Annotated in this window: 16 protein-coding genes; 7 read left to right on the top strand and 9 right to left on the bottom strand. The window is 65.9% G+C overall.

Going from position 1 to position 14,634, the window contains the following annotated elements:
- Positions 1-46 precede the first annotated feature (46 nt).
- Positions 47-565, top strand: coding sequence for a hypothetical protein (locus tag AAG612_RS12800; protein ID WP_342510666.1), 519 nt, complete (start codon positions 47-49; stop codon positions 563-565).
- Here AAG612_RS12800 and AAG612_RS12795 read toward each other — a convergent pair.
- From AAG612_RS12795 to AAG612_RS12775, 5 genes are read right to left on the bottom strand one after another with little or no spacing between them, the layout of a single operon-like run.
- Positions 555-1,160 carry a protein-methionine-sulfoxide reductase heme-binding subunit MsrQ gene (locus AAG612_RS12795; protein WP_342510664.1) on the bottom strand — a complete coding sequence of 202 codons (606 nt, stop codon included), beginning with the start codon at positions 1,158-1,160 and terminating at the stop codon, positions 555-557. The two genes, AAG612_RS12800 and AAG612_RS12795, sit on opposite strands and share 11 nt — an antisense overlap.
- Positions 1,157-1,831, bottom strand: coding sequence for an HAD family hydrolase (locus AAG612_RS12790; RefSeq protein WP_342510661.1), 675 nt, complete (start codon positions 1,829-1,831; stop codon positions 1,157-1,159). Before AAG612_RS12790 ends, AAG612_RS12795 begins: the two co-directional genes overlap by 4 nt.
- 8 nt (positions 1,832-1,839) lie before the next feature.
- Complete coding sequence (locus tag AAG612_RS12785; protein ID WP_342510660.1) at positions 1,840-2,427, bottom strand: Smr/MutS family protein; 588 nt, start codon at positions 2,425-2,427, stop codon at positions 1,840-1,842.
- Positions 2,424-3,608 (bottom strand): murein transglycosylase A, encoded by a 1,185-nt coding sequence (gene mltA, locus AAG612_RS12780; protein ID WP_342510658.1) that lies wholly within the window; start codon positions 3,606-3,608, stop codon positions 2,424-2,426. Before mltA ends, AAG612_RS12785 begins: the two co-directional genes overlap by 4 nt.
- A 48-nt stretch (positions 3,609-3,656) precedes the next feature.
- Positions 3,657-4,319: a Tim44/TimA family putative adaptor protein gene (locus AAG612_RS12775; RefSeq protein ID WP_342510656.1), complete on the bottom strand. Its 663-nt coding sequence runs from the start codon at positions 4,317-4,319 to the stop codon at positions 3,657-3,659.
- Positions 4,320-4,589: 270 nt separating this feature from the next.
- Here AAG612_RS12775 and secB point away from each other — a divergent pair, with 270 nt between their 5' ends.
- From secB to AAG612_RS12755, 4 genes are all read left to right on the top strand, one after another.
- Complete coding sequence (secB, locus tag AAG612_RS12770) at positions 4,590-5,114, top strand: protein-export chaperone SecB (RefSeq protein ID WP_342510654.1); 525 nt, start codon at positions 4,590-4,592, stop codon at positions 5,112-5,114.
- 40 nt (positions 5,115-5,154) lie between these two features.
- Complete coding sequence (gene murJ / locus AAG612_RS12765) at positions 5,155-6,789, top strand: murein biosynthesis integral membrane protein MurJ (protein ID WP_342510652.1); 1,635 nt, start codon at positions 5,155-5,157, stop codon at positions 6,787-6,789.
- A 180-nt stretch (positions 6,790-6,969) separates the two neighbouring features.
- Positions 6,970-7,986, top strand: a complete 1,017-nt coding sequence (trpS, locus tag AAG612_RS12760) for a tryptophan--tRNA ligase (RefSeq protein ID WP_342510650.1) — start codon at positions 6,970-6,972, stop codon at positions 7,984-7,986.
- 132 nt (positions 7,987-8,118) lie between these two features.
- Positions 8,119-8,757: a DUF4136 domain-containing protein gene (locus AAG612_RS12755; RefSeq protein ID WP_342510648.1), complete on the top strand. Its 639-nt coding sequence runs from the start codon at positions 8,119-8,121 to the stop codon at positions 8,755-8,757.
- 57 nt (positions 8,758-8,814) lie between these two features.
- On the opposite strand, the gene dut is transcribed toward AAG612_RS12755, so the two are convergent.
- From dut to AAG612_RS12735, 4 genes are read right to left on the bottom strand one after another with little or no spacing between them, the layout of a single operon-like run.
- A complete protein-coding gene (dut, locus tag AAG612_RS12750; RefSeq protein ID WP_342510646.1) occupies positions 8,815-9,273 on the bottom strand; it encodes a dUTP diphosphatase in 459 nt (152 codons plus the stop codon).
- Positions 9,263-10,690, bottom strand: a complete 1,428-nt coding sequence (locus AAG612_RS12745; protein ID WP_342510644.1) for a bifunctional phosphopantothenoylcysteine decarboxylase/phosphopantothenate synthase — start codon at positions 10,688-10,690, stop codon at positions 9,263-9,265. Before AAG612_RS12745 ends, dut begins: the two co-directional genes overlap by 11 nt.
- Positions 10,690-12,261 carry a 2-polyprenylphenol 6-hydroxylase gene (gene ubiB, locus AAG612_RS12740; protein WP_342510643.1) on the bottom strand — a complete coding sequence of 524 codons (1,572 nt, stop codon included), beginning with the start codon at positions 12,259-12,261 and terminating at the stop codon, positions 10,690-10,692. The genes AAG612_RS12745 and ubiB overlap by 1 nt, the downstream gene beginning before the upstream one ends.
- 4 nt (positions 12,262-12,265) lie before the next feature.
- Positions 12,266-13,021: a class I SAM-dependent methyltransferase gene (locus tag AAG612_RS12735; RefSeq protein WP_342510641.1), complete on the bottom strand. Its 756-nt coding sequence runs from the start codon at positions 13,019-13,021 to the stop codon at positions 12,266-12,268.
- A gap of 56 nt (positions 13,022-13,077) precedes the next feature.
- On the opposite strand from AAG612_RS12735, the gene mutM reads away from it, so the two are divergent.
- Together mutM and rpsT are read left to right on the top strand one after the other, a co-directional pair.
- Positions 13,078-13,893 (top strand): bifunctional DNA-formamidopyrimidine glycosylase/DNA-(apurinic or apyrimidinic site) lyase, encoded by an 816-nt coding sequence (gene mutM / locus AAG612_RS12730; protein ID WP_342510640.1) that lies wholly within the window; start codon positions 13,078-13,080, stop codon positions 13,891-13,893.
- A gap of 147 nt (positions 13,894-14,040) precedes the next feature.
- Positions 14,041-14,301 carry a 30S ribosomal protein S20 gene (gene rpsT / locus AAG612_RS12725; protein WP_342510639.1) on the top strand — a complete coding sequence of 87 codons (261 nt, stop codon included), beginning with the start codon at positions 14,041-14,043 and terminating at the stop codon, positions 14,299-14,301.
- The last annotated feature ends 333 nt before the right edge of the window (positions 14,302-14,634 follow it).

The following is a 14,634-nucleotide window of genomic DNA, read 5'->3' as shown; positions in this document are numbered from 1 at the left end:
TGCCAGCGCTGTTAATGCGAGTCCTTCGCAAAAAGAAAGGCACATCATGCGCAAACTGAAATATCTTGTCCCCGTCGCAGCCACCGCACTGGCGCTCGCCGCCTGCTCGGAAGCGCCCGACGCGACGACCGACGATACCGTTGCGGCCGATGAAGCAACCTCCGATGCCGACGCGATCGAGGCCGTCGACTCCGAGTCCGCCGTGCTCGACGCCAGCACGGCCACCGAGGACGAGCTTGCCGCCATCGATGGCATTTCGCCCGAACTCGCTGCCGCGATCATCGCCGGCCAGCCGTATGACAGCGTTACGGACTTCAACGCCAAGCTGATGGAAAGCTTGAGCGAAGACGAAGCCAAGGCCGTTCTCGTGAACGTCTTCGTACCGATCGACCTCAACTCCGCCAGCGAAGAGGAAATCCGCCTCGTCCCCGGCATGACCGACAAGATGGTCCACGAGTTCGAGGAATACCGCCCCTATGCCGACATGGGCGTGTTCGATCGCGAGATCGGCAAATATGTCGACGAAGCGGAAGTCGCGCGCTTCCGCCAGTACGTCACGCTCTGACGCTGGCGCTGGCCGGGCGTTTTTGACGCCATTGCAGCCAGACCCTGACGATCTCGATCGCCGCCAATATCGCGATGTTGATAGTGGCGGTGGTCGGATCGAAGGCCGACAGGGCCCAGTGCACGAACACCAGCACCGTCGCCGGATAGACCAGCCGGTGCAGCCGCTTCCAGCCCCTCTTGAACTTGCGCATCGAAGCATCGTTGGATGTGATCGCCAGCGGCACGAACAGCGCGAAGGCGATCCACCCGGCGAGGATATAGGGCGTCGATACCTCGTCCCAGATGATCGCCGGATCGCTTTTGCGCCACAGGTAGATGATCGTGTGCCCGGCGGCATAGGCAAAGCTCGCCACGCCGAGGTCGCGCCGCCTGCGCATCAGGTATTGCGCAATCCGGCTGCGGCGAAACGCCAGCCGGATCGGCGTTACCGCGAGCGTTGCCATCAGCAGCCACGCCGCCCAGTCCCCGCTATCGCCGATGATGTGGCCGTAGCCATAAAGATCGGGCGTCGCCCACCAGCTCGCCAGCATCCACGCGCCCGGCAGCGCGAGCGCCAGCCACAACAGCGGTTGCGAGCGGAGAATGGTCTTCATCGCTCATCCCGGTAGGGCGCAAACGCCTCGGGCAAAAGCGCGCGCAAGGCACCGTAATCGGCAGCCACGGCCTCCGCGCCGGCCTTGATCAGCGCCTCGTCGTAGCCGTGTGGAAGGTGCCCCGCACCGGTGAAGCCCAAGACGCGCATCCCGGCTGCGCGGCCGGCGCGCACACCGTTGACGCTGTCCTCTAGCACCACGCACTGGTCGGGCTGCCAGCCCGTGCGCGAAGCCGCATAGAGGAAGATGTCGGGCGCGGGCTTGCCGTGCTCGACCCGGTCGGCGCTGAACACCGCCTCACCGAAAATGCCTGCCAGCCCGGTCGTCTCAAGCTTGAAATGCAGCTCCTCCTCCGCGCTGCTCGACGCGACGCAGACCGCGCAAGTCATCGCGTCCACCGCGTCGTGCGCGCCGCGCACCGCGCGCAAATCGGCACCGGCGCGGGCCCGCACCTCCTGCTTCACCTGCGCGAGATAATCGGCGGGCAGCGCGTGGCCCAGTTCGCCCTCGATCGTCGCGATCATCGCGCGGTCGGTCGTCCCCAGGAACCGTTCGATCAGCTGCGCCTCGTCGATCGCGTAGCCCGCGCGCCGCAGGTTCGCCACATGCACCGCCGAGACCAGCGTCTCGCTGTCCACCAGCACCCCGTCGCAATCGAAGATCACCAGCATCTTAACGGTTACGCGCCGCGCCGAAGCACGACGTAGAGCGCCCCATCGCCCCCGTGGCGGCGGTGGGCCTTGCGGATCGCGGCGATGGAGGCGCCGTGCTCGCTCGCTGCCAGCCAGTCGAGAATCTTCGCGCGGATCGCGCCGCGCCGTTCGCCCCGGTCGGCGGCATCGCCGCCGCGCGGCTTGCCGGTGACCACGAGCACGGTGCGCGCGCCCATCGCGTGTGCCTGCTCCATCCCGTCCATCAGGCGACTATAGGCGCGCTCGAGGCCGTGGTCGTGCAGGTCCAGCTTGAGCTCGGGCGCGATATCGCCAGCCTTCAGTCGCCGGTCCCAATGCGAATCGAGATTGCCGCCAACGCGGCGCGGCGGCGTGCGGCCGGCAGGCTTCGAAGGCACTGCGGCAGGTTTGGGCACGGGTGGCGGGCTGCGCCTGGGACCCGCGGCGGGCGATATGCTCTTGGGCGCAGAGACCGGCGCTGCGAGGCGCCGCGCGGGCGCATTGGGATTGAGCGGCGTAACGCTCTGCGCCAGTTCCGCCCATGCGGCGCTCTCCTCCTCGGAAAGCCCCCTCGGGAAGTTACGCGGCGGTTTCACCGCCCGTTGAGGCGCGCGAGCGTACCCTTGGGCAACAGCACGAGGGCTGCACCGCGCGCGCTCATCCCGCCAGCGACCTCGGCCGCATCGCCGCCATTGCCCCAGAAGGTATCGAAACGGTTGGCGCCCTTGATCGCGCCGCCGGTATCTTGCGCCACCCACATGCCGTCGGCAATGTCGCGGTCCATGTCGAGCACGACGGGCGCGCCATAGGGCACGAAACGCGGGTCCACCGCCACGCTGTTCTGCCGTGTCACGGGCACGCCAAGCGAGCCGAGCGGTCCGCTGGTGTCGAGCTCGCGGAAGAAGATCCAGCTTTCGTTCTCGCGCATCAGCGCGCGCCCTGCGACCGGGTTCTCGTTGAGATATTGCACGATGCCCTGCATCGATCCGGGGTATTGGCCCGGCCCGTCGCCCAGCAGGCCGCGCTCGCGCATCAGGCCGCCGATGCCGGTATAGCCGCGCCCGTTCTGCCCGGCATAGCCGATCCGCATCCGGCTGCCATCGGGCAGGCGCAGCAGGCCCGAGCCCTGGATCTGAAGGAAGAACATCTCCACCGCGTCGGCCGCCCATGCGATTTCGAGGCCGCGCCCGGCGAGCGCGCCCTCCTCGATCTCGGCGCGGCTGTAGTAGGGCACGAAGTCGCCATTATCGTCGTAGCGGCCGAGCGGCGGGCGCCCTTCGCGCTCGCTTTCGGGCGTATCGGCGGGCCACGCGCGCACCAGATCCTCGGGCACGCGATAGACCGGCACGTCGTAGCCGGGGCGACGCGTACGGCTGCCGAGAATTTCGGGTTCGAAATAGCCGGTGGCGAAGGCTTCGCCGTTACCGATCTGCGCGGTTTCGAAATATGTCTCGAAAAACGTCAGCGCATCGCCTTCCCAGCGCAGCGCGGCGGTGCAGATCCCCAGCCAGTCTTCCGTCCGGGTCAGCCCGCTGACGTCTTCCTTGCCCGACGGCCAGTCGCAACTCGACCTGAATGCGATGAGCGCGCTCTGCGCGTCCTGCGGGTCGATCCGCAGCGAGCGGAAGGAGGGTCCGGCAGCGACACCGGCGGAAACGGCATCGCCGACTGCGGGTGGAGGCCGGTCGATCGGGTCGAACGGAGGCTTGTCGCCACCGGGGCCGACACAGCTGGAAAGGGCTACGAGGACCGCGAGGGGCCAAATCCACTTGAACATCGGTCCCCCCTCAAAGGCGCGCTAGAGCGCACGCCACTGGTTGCAGAACTAGCCTTCGTCGGTTTCGACCAGCTGCCAGTCGGGCGTACGCGAATCGGTCCGCCGGGCGAAGGTCCAGATGTCGCGGGTCTCGATCGCATCGTCGAGCGAACCGGCGATCACATTGCCCTCGCCATCGCGCGTCACCGCCGCGATGTCCGCGACGAAGCGAACGGTGATACGCGCTTCCTTGCGCTCCACTTCGGCGTCGCGAACGGTCGCGTCCTCGATCCGGATCAGGCGATTGTCGACCGTTTCGCCCGCGGCTTCGCGCGCATCGATCGCACCGGCGAAACCTTCATAGACCGATTCGTCGCACAATTCGCGCAGCGTTTCCCTGTCGCCGTTCCAGTAAGCTTCGAGGATCATGCCATAGGCACCCTTGGCGCCTTCGAGAAACGAGACGATGTCGAACCCGCGATCCGCCGCGATGATCGACTGCACGCCGCGCTCCACCTGGGGCAGCACATCGGGCTTGGCCTGCTGCTCGGTCACGGCGCGGGCGGGAGCCTGCGTCGCGGAGGCGGCGGGCACCACGTCGGGCTTGTCCTGCGCATCGAAGCGATGCGGCACGGGCTCTTCCTCATGCTCGGCCCGGCGGCCGAGAACGGAATAGAGCCTCAGGCCCAGAAAGACCGCGATCATGGCGAGGATTACGATTTCGGGAATCACTTGCAAGGCACCTGGCTAATCATCGGGCGCGCATCGAACGACAACCGCCGGACGCGCCCTTCACGTTTCGCATTCATTCCCACAGATAGGGGCCGATATCAAATGCACAACGTCCGCCCGAGTGCCTGGAAGCGGCGAAATGTGTCTCATAACGCTGATTCGTTGCCGTTGCGGGGCGTCCAAGCGGCTGCTAGGCGGCTTGCGACCCATCCGGGCGCCCGCGCAAGCGAGCGACCGGCCTTTCAACCTTGCAGACCAGAGAAACCTCACATGGCCGACGAAGGCGACGTTCTGACCAATCTCGACAACCAGCCGGGTGCCAATGGTGCCGACACCCAGCCGACCGCCGGGTTCATCAACCAGTACATCAAGGATCTCTCGGTCGAAAATCCGAGCGCGCCGGCCAGCTTCCAGTGGAAGGATGCGCCGAAGATCGATCTTCAGTTCAACATCGGCGCCAATCCGGTGAACGACGAAGTGAACGAGGTCGAGCTCAAGATCAACGCGACCGCCGAGTGCGATGCCGGGCAGCTTTATGTGATCGAGCTGGTCTATGCCGGCCTCGTCGGCATCCGCAATCTGCCCGAGGATCAGGCGCACATGTTCCTCTATGCAGAGGCTCCGCGCATCCTGTTCCCCTTCGCGCGCCGCGTGATTGCCGAAGCTTCGCGCGATCTGGGCTTCCAGCCGCTGATGATCGACCCGATCGATTTCAACGGCCTCTACGTGCAGCGCCTGCAGCAGAAGCAGCAGGAAGACGCTGCGGCGGGCGCGGCTCCGGCGGGCAACGCCTGACGGCTGCGGCCAAGGGCGAACCCCAGCGGGAGGCGGGCGGATGAGCCTGCTCAAGAATGTCGGTACGATCGGCGGGCTGACCATGGTCAGCCGAGTCGCGGGGCTTGCCCGGGAAATGATCTTTTCCCGGGTGCTCGGCGCCAATGCCGTCACCGATGCATGGTTCCAGGCCTTCATCATCCCCAACGTCTTCCGCCGCCTGTTCGCGGAAGGCGCGTTTTCCGCCGCCTTCGTGCCAATGTTCTCCAAGCGGTTGCACGGCGAGGGCGGGATCGAGGATGCGCGCAGCTTTTCCGACGATGTGCTGAGCGTTTTTCTGCCGGTTCTGATCGCGCTGTGCGCGGTGATGATGCTGGCGATGCCGCTGGTGATCCGGCTGCTGGGCGATGGCGATTCGCCGCCCGCCGACTTCGCGATGGAAGTCGACTTCGCACGGATCATGTTCCCCTACATCGTGCTGGTCAGCCTGGTGACGCTGTTCACGGGGATGCTCAATTCGGTCAGCCGCTTCGCGCCGGGTGCCAGCTTCCCCATCATCCTCAACCTCGTCCTGATCGCCGCGCTGCTGTTCGGCGATTACGCGATGAACGAGTGGGGCTGGACCACACGGCAGGTCGGCTACACCCAGGCCTGGGCGGTGACGGTGGGCGGGGTGCTGCAGCTGGTCTGGCTCTACATCTGGACGCGGGTCGAAGGCTTCCGGCCAAAGCTGCTGTGGCCGCGCATCACGCCCGAGGTGAAGCGGCTGAGCATCATCGCCCTGCCAGCCGCGATCGGCGGCGGGGCGTACCAGATCAACACGCTGGTGCAGCTGTACTTCCTCAACCAGCTCGATGCCGGATCGATCAGTTACATGAATTATGCCGACCGGCTGAACCAGCTGCCGCTGGGCATCATCGGGATCGCGCTGTCGACCGCCATCCTGCCGACCCTGTCGAAGTTCGTCGGCTCCAAGAACAAGGAAGGGACTGACCGGATCCAGTCCGACGCGATCGAGATCGCGATGCTGCTGACGATCCCCGCCGCCGTGGCGCTCGCGATCTGCGCAGTTCCCTTCGTCACGATGATCTTCCAGGGTGGCCGCTTCAGCCTCGATCAGGCGAGCCTTACCGGCAACGTCCTCGGCATGCTCGTCCTCGGCCTGCCGGCGTACGTGCTGGTGAAAGTGCTGGTGCCCAATTTCTACGCCCGGTCGGACACGCGCACGCCGGTCTATGCGGCCTTTATCTCGCTGGTGGTGTTCACCGCGATGAACTTTGCCCTGATCGCCGACTGGGGCGTGGTCGGTGTCGCATTTGCCAGCGTGATCGGGGCATGGATCAACGTGGCCTACCTCTACGCCGTGCTGGTCAGGCGCGACTACTACACGATCCCGCTGAAGCTCGTGGGGCGCATTGCGCGCCAGCTCGTCGCAGCAGCGGCCATGGGCGCGGCCCTGTGGTTCGCGCGCGACCTGCTGACCGGCTGGTACGATGCCGGCCTGTTTGCGCGGGCAGGCGCGCTGATCGCGCTCGTGATCTGTGCAGGCGCGGTCTATTTCGGGGTCGCCTTCGCGATCGGCGCGATCGACAAGCAGCGCATCGTCACGCTGACGCGCAAGCGCCCGATTCCCGAAAGCGGCGGGCCTGAGAGCGGGGGGCCCAAGGCGGGCGGGCCCGACGATCTTGCCCCATGACGGGCCTGTGCTATGCCCCGCAACCATGACTGATACGCCATTCTCGACCCGTTCGGCCCCGGCGCGCTTCGTGCTTCGCGGGCGGGCAGCCTGGCGATGGTTTTGGTAAGCCTGAACCCGGCAACCGACCTTGCCAGTGCGCTCGCTGGCCCCAATTCAGTCTTCCAAGGAAATACCCCCATGCGCGTCGTCTCCGGCATTCAGCCCACCGGCAATCTCCACCTCGGCAACTACCTCGGCGCAATCCGCAACTGGGTGCAGATGCAGGACGATCTCGATGAAGGCAGCGAATGCCTGTTCTTCCTCGCCGACATGCATGCGATCTCCATGCCGCACGATCCGGCAGAGCTGCACAAGGGCACGCTGGAGATGGCCGCCGCGCTGATCGCCTGCGGGATCGATCCGGACCGCTCGGTCCTGTTCAACCAGGCGCAGGTACCCCAGCATGCGGAGCTGCAATGGCTGCTGACCGGCACCGCCCGGATGGGCTGGCTCAACCGCATGACCCAGTGGAAGGACAAGGCGGGCAAGAACCGCGAGGGCGCCTCGGTCGCGCTGTTCGCCTATCCGGTCCTCCAGGCCGCCGACGTCCTGCTGTACCAGGCGACGCATGTGCCCGTGGGCGAGGATCAGAAGCAGCATCTCGAGCTGGCGCGCGACATCGCACAGAAGTTCAACAACGACTTCTGCGCCGAAGACGCGCCGCTCTTCACGCTGCCCGAACCTTTTATTCCGCCTGCCGCTGCCCGGATCATGAGCCTGCGCGACGGGACGAAAAAGATGTCCAAGTCCGACCCTTCGGAAATGAGCCGGATCGCGCTGGTCGACGATGCCGATACGATCATGAAGAAGGTCAAGAAGGCGAAGACCGACCCCGATCCCCTGCCCGACAATCTCGCAGCTCTGGAGGCCCGGCCCGAGGCGCTCAACCTCGTGACGATCTACTGTGCGCTTGCCGACCGCGAGCCCGATGCCGTGCTGGCGGAGCATGCAGGTCAGGGTTTCGGTGCCTTCAAGCCAGTCTTGGGCGAGCTGCTGGTCGAGACGCTCTCGCCGATCTCGGCACGGCTCCGCCAGTTGCTGGAGGATCGCGAGGCGATCGAGGCGGCGCTGGCCCGTGGGGCCGCCAAAGCTCGCGAGCGGGCAGGCCCCACGCTTGCCGATACTTATCGCGCGCTCGGCCTGCTGCGGGGCTAACATTGCGCAATTCGAGAAACCACAGAAGCTTCAAGGGGTTAAAGCAAGGTTCATGATGACCTTCGTAATCCTTTGAACACGATTGGCAGGGCCTCGCCCTCTGTGGCGAGCCCGCAACAAGGGGCCCGACCTATGAAACGACCAAGATTCCTCGCCGCGCTCGGCGTACTCGGATTGCTCGGCGGCAGCCTCACGGCCTGTGCGACCGGCTTCCAGGCCGATGTTTCGCGCTTCCAGGCGCAACTTCCCGCCCCGCAGGGGCAGAGCTTCGCGATTGTCGCGGACGACGCCTCGCTCGCCGGTGGTATCGAGTTCGGCCAGTACGCCGATCTCGTCAGCCAGGAATTGAGCCAGCTCGGTTACGTGCGCGGCAATCCCGAAACCGCCGACCTGATCGTGCGTTTCGACTATGAAGTCGATAACGGCCGCGAGCGCGTTCGTTCAACGAGCAGTTCCTTCCGCGATCCCTTCTACGATCCGTGGTATCGCTATCGCCCGTTCCGCTCGCGCGGATACTGGGGCTATGGCTTCTACGACCCGTGGTTCCACGACAACGACGTGCGCAGCTACACGGTCTACACCAGCGAGATCGAAGTCGACATCGACAACCGCGTGACCGGAGAGCGCCTGTTCGAAGGCACGGCAAGTGCGGTATCGCCAAGCAACCGGCTGCAATATCTGGTGCCGAACCTCGTCGACGCGATGTTCACCGACTTCCCCGGCAATTCGGGCGAAACCGTGCGCATTTCGATCAAGCCGGAAGAGCGGTAGGCGCGGAAATCAAACCGGAACAAGGAAAGGCGGGCCATACGGTCCGCCTTTTTTGTATCAGAGCTTTGCGTGTCCGCCCGTCGAACCGAAGCCCCCCGCCCCGCGTTCGGTCTCGTCCAGATCGTCGACCTCGGTAAAGGCCGCCCGGGTAACGGGGGCGAGCACTAACTGCGCCACGCGGTCGCCGCGCTGGATCGAAAAGCTATCCTGCCCATGGTTGATCAGCAGCACCTTGAGCTCGCCACGATAGTCCGAATCGATCGTGCCCGGTGCATTGGGCACGGAAATGCCGTGCTTGAAGGCGAGACCCGAGCGGGGCCGGACCTGAATTTCATAGCCATCGGGAATCGCCACCGCGAATCCCGTGGCGACCGCATGGCGCGCGCCAGCGGCGAGCTCCACATCCTCCGCCGCGCACACATCCATGCCTGCTGCGCCATCGGTCGCGTAGGCGGGCAAAGGCAGCCTCTCGCCATGGGGCAGACGCTTGATCCGGACGCCGACATCATACGCCATTGGTCGTCTCCATCTCGACCGCGATCCGCTCGACCAGTTTCATCGCCACCTCTTCCTTGGGCATTTCGGGCCAATCCTCGACACCATCCTGCATCACGAGATGCACGCGGTTGTCGGCACCGCCCATGACGCTTTGTCCGACGCCGCCTGACACATCGTTCGCGACGATCCAGTCGGCCCGCTTGCGCTCCCGCTTGGCCTTCGCATGCTCGACCACATCTTCGGTCTCGGCTGCGAAGCCGATGAGTAGCGCGGGCCGCCGGTCCGAGGTGCCGAGAGTGGCGAGGATATCGGGGTTCTCCTCCAGCCGCAGTGCGGGCGGTGCGGAGGAGCGTTTCTTCATCTTCTGGTCGCGCATATCGGCCGCTCGCCAGTCCGCCACGGCAGCCGTCATCACCGCGACATCGGCGGGCAGCGACTCGCGCACCGCATCGGCCATCTCGCGCGCGGTCTGCACGTCGACGCGCGTAACGCCGGGAGGCGTGGCGAGCGTGACCGGCCCGGCGACCAGCGTCACTCGAGCACCCGCAGCGGCAGCCGCCGCGGCGATGGCAAAGCCCTGCTTCCCGCTCGACCGGTTGGCGATGTAGCGGACCGGGTCGATCGGCTCGTGCGTCGGCCCAGCGGTGACGAGCACATGTTTTCCTGCGAGCGGCGTGCCTTCGAACCGGAAGGCGAAGCCGGGCGCGCTTTCGGTCAGTTCGGGCATCGATGCGGTGGCAGCGCCCTTCCCTGCCAGCAGCGGGCCTTCGGCGGGCGCGGACTTTGTCTTTCCGCGCGGGATCAACGACGCAATAAGACCGCCCAGCCCGCCATGCGCGTCCTCGCGAGCAGCCTCAGCTGACGGAGAAGCGACCTGCGGCTCGCCGCCTGCGGCCCAGTCCGCAATCGCGCCCCAGATCGCTGCGGGTTCGGGCAGGCGGCCCGGCCCGTATTCGCCGCAGGCCATGGCGCCTTCGTCCGGGTCGATCACCGCGATGCCGCGCGCGCGCAACGTCGCGACATTCGCCTGCACGGCATCGTGCTGCCACATGCGCACGTTCATCGCGGGCACCGCCATCACCGGCTTGTCGGTCGCGAGCAGCAGCGTGGTCGCCAGATCGTCCGCAATCCCCGCCGCCATCTTGGCGAGCATGTTCGCGGTTGCGGGGCACACCACCACCAAATCCGCCTCGCGGCTGAGCTGGATGTGACCCATCTCGACTTCGTTCCTGAGGTCCCAAAGCGTCGTGTGAACGGGGTTTTCGGAGAGCGCTGCGAGCGTCATCGGGGTGACGAACTGCGCGCCTCCATCGGTCAGCACGCAGGTAACTTCGCCGCCATTCCTGCGGATCAGGCGGACCAGCTCGCACGACTTGTAGGCCGCGATCCCGCCGCCGATCACCAGCAGCACCTTGATGCCGCCCGGCCCCGCCATTAGCCGATCACTCCCGCCGCGAACAGCGCGGCCATGATCCCCGCCCCGCCCAGCACCAGGGCAGCCTGCCCGAACCAGCCGGGCCCTTCGCGGCTCGCCGCCGCGCGTTCCTTGCGCTCCCACATCAGCTCGATCTCGGGCAGTGGCGCGGGCTCCGGAGCGCCGCCCTTGGGCGGGTATTTCTCCTCGAGCCGACGGACGAGCGCCGGTATCCGCTGGAGCGTGTCGAAATCCTCGCGCAGCCGGTCGGCAATCGCAGCCTCCGGCCCCAGCTCATCGCGAATCCAGTTGCGCACGAAGGGCGCGGAGACATCCCACATGTTGATCTTGGGATTGAGCTGGGTGGCGATGCCTTCGACCATCACCATCGTCTTTTGCAGCAGCAGCAGGTGCGGCTGGGTCTGCATGTCGAAATCGCGCGTGATCGCGAACAGCCCGTCGAGCATCTGGCCGACCGACAGCTCGCTGACCGGCTTGCCGCGCATCGGCTCGCCCACCGCGCGCAGCGCCGTGGCGAACTCGCCCACCGAATGGTGGCTGGGCACATATTGCGCTTCGAAATGGATTTCAGCGACGCGGCGATAATTGCCCGTGGTCAACCCGTAGAGGATCTCGGCGAGCCATTGCCGCGCGCGCCGGTCGATCCGGCCCATGATCCCGAAATCGATCGCCGCGATGGTGCCGTCGCCTTCAACGAACAGGTTCCCCTGGTGCATGTCGGCATGGAAATAGCCGAAGGTGATCGCCTGGGTGAGAAAGGCGAGCACCAGCCGCTCGGCCAGCTGCTCAAGGTCGTGCCCGGCGGCGACCAGCCCTTCGCGGTCGCTCATCTTGATGCCGTCGATCCACTCGATCGTCATCACGCGGCCATTGGTGCGATCCCAGTCGACTGCCGGGATGCGATAGCCCGCAAAGCCCTTCATCGCCTCGGCCAGTTCGCTGGCAGAGGCGGCCTCGCGCCGCAGGTCCAGCTCGGAATTGGTCCACCGCTTGAAGTTGGCGATGGTCAGCGAAGGGCGCAGCCGCGCGGCCTCCCCTCCCATCGCCTCGACATGCGCGGCGGCCCATTCGTAGGTCGCGATGTCGCGCGCGAACTGTTCGCGGATGCCCGGGCGCAGCATCTTGACCGCGACCTGGCGCCCGTCCGTTGTCACCGCCCGGTGCACCTGCGCGATGGAGGCCGCGCCCACAGGCTCGGGGTCGATTTCACGGAACAGCTCGCCCAGCGGCTGGACGAAGGTGGATTCGACCACCGGGCGCAGCTTCTCGAACGGCACCGGCGGCAGGTTGTCCTGCAGGCTGAGGAGATTGATCGCCGCCTCGTCCCCGACGAGGTCGGGCCGGGTGGCGAGCGACTGGCCTAGCTTGATCGCCGCCGGGCCGATCGCGCGAAACGCGCCCGCATAGTCGGGCGTCTCCGGCTGCCGCGTGCCGAACCGCGCCACGCGCAGCAGCGACTTGACCGGCGCGGGCGCGTTCGGGTCGTTCTCGATCCCGCGCAGCGCGCCGTGCCGCGCGGCGGTCCGCCCCCACTTGAGGAGGCGCCAGATATGGGTCGCCGGACGTGTCACCGGATCAGATTTTCCAGCCGGAATGAATGTTCACCGCTCCGCCAAGGATCGTCTCGACCCGGGTCTGCGCGAAGCCCGCCGCCTGGATCATCGCCTCGAACTCGGGCGGCCGCGGGAAACGGCGGATCGATTCGGCGAGGTAGCGATAGCTCTCCTCGTCGTCGGCGATCAGCTTGCCCATCAGCGGCATCAGCCGGTGCGAGTAGAGGTCGTAAACCTCCTTGAAGCCGGGCCAGTCCGTGCTGGAGAACTCCATGCAATAAAACCGGCCGCCATGTTTGAGCACGCGGTGCGCCTCGGCCAGCGCCTTGTCGATATGGGTCACGTTACGGATGCCGAACACGATCGTGTAGGCATCGAACTGCCGGTCGGAGAAGGTCAATTCCTCGGCGTTCTGGCACGACCAGACGAGGCCATCGATCCCGCGTTCCATCGCCCGCTCGACGCCCACGTCGAGCATGTCCTGGTTGATGTCGGACACGATCACGTCCGCGCCCGCCGCCGCCATGCGGAACGCGATGTCGCCGGTGCCGCCCGCCATGTCGAGAATCGCCTCGCCCGGCTGCGGCTTGACCCGGCGCACGAAGCGGTCCTTCCACAGCCGGTGCATCCCGCCCGACATCGCATCGTTCATGATGTCGTACTTCGCCGCGACGTTGGAGAATACGGCACCGACGCGCGCGGTTTTCTCGGTCGGGGCAACATCTTCGTAGCCGAAGGAAACGGTTTCGCCGGAAGGCTTCTGGACAGCATCGCTCATGAGTTTGGGCCTTAGGAGGATTTGCCGGAGGCGCAAAGGCTGATAGCCGCAGATACATGCCCGAATTACCCGAGGTCGAGACCACCGTGCGCGGACTCGCCCTGCATCTTCAGGATCGCGTGATTACCTCGGTCCGCACCGCGCGGCCCGATATGCGCCGCCCCTTTCCCGAAGGTCTGGGGCAGGCGCTGGTCGGCGCGCGGGTTACCGGCCTGGCGCGCCGTGCCAAGTTCGGGCTGATCCACACGAGCCGCGATCAGACGCTGATCTTCCATCTCGGCATGAGCGGACGCTGGCGGATCGACCCCGACACGCCCGACAAGCACGATCACCTGCTGATCGAGACCGAATCGAATCGCTTCGCACTCAACGACCCGCGCCGATTCGGCTGGGTCGATATCGTCGACACCGCGCAGCTCGAGACCTGGCCCAGCTTCGTGAGTATGGGCCCCGAACCGCTCGGCCCAGCGCTGACGGCGCAGCACCTCAAGACCGCGCTCGCTGGGCGCAAGCAGGCGATCAAGCTGCTGCTGCTCGACCAGCGAATCATCGCCGGCCTCGGCAATATCTACGTGTGCGAGGCGCTGTGGCGCGCAGCTATCAGCCCCAAGCGCGCCGGCAGCCGGATTTCCCTCGCCGCGCTCGAACGGCTGGTCGTGGCGATTCGCGAGGTTCTGGAGCAATCGATTCGCGACGGCGGTTCGAGCCTGCGCGACTATGCCCGGCCCGACGGAGAGCTGGGCTACTTCGCGACCCGCTTTCACGCCTATGGCCGCACCGGTGAGCCGTGCCACCGCGAGGATGGCGGGCATATCGTCAGATTCGAACAGGGTGGACGCAGCACATGGTATTGTCCAAGGTGCCAAAGGTAAGCACGAGGCGAGCCCGCTTCCCCGGAAATCCTTGACGAGGCCGCGCTTGGACCTTATGTGCCGCGCCTTCCGGCGAGCAATCGCCGCTCCCGATTTGACCAGAGACACTCACGGCCGCGCCACTCGCGGCACGAAACAAGGACGACCATGGCCAATACGCCGCAAGCCCGCAAACGCATCCGTCGCAACGCGCGCCGCGCCGAAATCAACGGTTCGCGCATGAGCCGCATCCGTACCTTCGTGAAGAAGGTCGAGGCGGCGATCGAAGGCGGCGACAAGGAAACTGCGCAGAACGCGCTTCGCGCGGCGCAGCCCGAACTGGCTCGCGGCGTGGCCCGCGGAGTTCTCCACAAGAACACCGCCTCGCGGAAGATGTCGCGCCTTTCCAAGCGCGTTTCGGCTCTCTAGCCTCTTCCCAACAACGAAATTGAGTGCAATTCCGGGGTCGTCGCTGCGTGCGGCGGCCCTTTTGCGTTGTTGTCGTACGTCTGCCGCAGGGCAGCAATGATTCGGCCAAGGAAGTCTGCCGATTCGAGGTCTGCGCGCAGACGAAATTTAACGTTTACAACTAGTTAAACGACGCTCCGCCAGTAACCGCATGTCAATCCGCTTTATTTCAGTTATGCGACGATTTCGCCCTTGCGACTCCCCCCTCCGACCTGCTTATTAACTGCATCGGCGGGAAGGGGACTCTCCCGGCGCTACAAGGCAGATGGCCACCAGGGCCCGTACAGATCCGCT

This window comes from Citromicrobium bathyomarinum, assembly GCF_038594605.1.
GTDB classification, from domain to species: domain Bacteria; phylum Pseudomonadota; class Alphaproteobacteria; order Sphingomonadales; family Sphingomonadaceae; genus Alteriqipengyuania; species Alteriqipengyuania bathyomarina_B.
The sequence above is the reverse complement of the archived record's forward strand: the minus strand, read 5'-3'. Positions and strand labels throughout refer to the sequence as shown.

Bases quoted from the DNA above. Each gene is read 5' to 3' on its own strand.
- AAG612_RS12790 (WP_342510661.1), bottom strand. From the start codon at position 1,831: ATGCTGGTGATCTTCGATTGCGACGGGGTGCTGGTGGACAGCGAGACG.
- AAG612_RS12800 (WP_342510666.1), top strand. From the start codon at position 47: ATGCGCAAACTGAAATATCTTGTCCCCGTCGCAGCCACCGCACTGGCG.
- rpsT (WP_342510639.1), top strand. From the start codon at position 14,041: ATGGCCAATACGCCGCAAGCCCGCAAACGCATCCGTCGCAACGCGCGC.
- AAG612_RS12745 (WP_342510644.1), bottom strand. From the start codon at position 10,690: ATGGCGGGGCCGGGCGGCATCAAGGTGCTGCTGGTGATCGGCGGCGGG.
- mltA (WP_342510658.1), bottom strand. From the start codon at position 3,608: ATGTTCAAGTGGATTTGGCCCCTCGCGGTCCTCGTAGCCCTTTCCAGC.
- AAG612_RS12755 (WP_342510648.1), top strand. From the start codon at position 8,119: ATGAAACGACCAAGATTCCTCGCCGCGCTCGGCGTACTCGGATTGCTC.
- dut (WP_342510646.1), bottom strand. From the start codon at position 9,273: ATGGCGTATGATGTCGGCGTCCGGATCAAGCGTCTGCCCCATGGCGAG.
- secB (WP_342510654.1), top strand. From the start codon at position 4,590: ATGGCCGACGAAGGCGACGTTCTGACCAATCTCGACAACCAGCCGGGT.
- mutM (WP_342510640.1), top strand. From the start codon at position 13,078: ATGCCCGAATTACCCGAGGTCGAGACCACCGTGCGCGGACTCGCCCTG.
- AAG612_RS12795 (WP_342510664.1), bottom strand. From the start codon at position 1,160: ATGAAGACCATTCTCCGCTCGCAACCGCTGTTGTGGCTGGCGCTCGCG.
- murJ (WP_342510652.1), top strand. From the start codon at position 5,155: ATGAGCCTGCTCAAGAATGTCGGTACGATCGGCGGGCTGACCATGGTC.
- AAG612_RS12735 (WP_342510641.1), bottom strand. From the start codon at position 13,021: ATGAGCGATGCTGTCCAGAAGCCTTCCGGCGAAACCGTTTCCTTCGGC.
- trpS (WP_342510650.1), top strand. From the start codon at position 6,970: ATGCGCGTCGTCTCCGGCATTCAGCCCACCGGCAATCTCCACCTCGGC.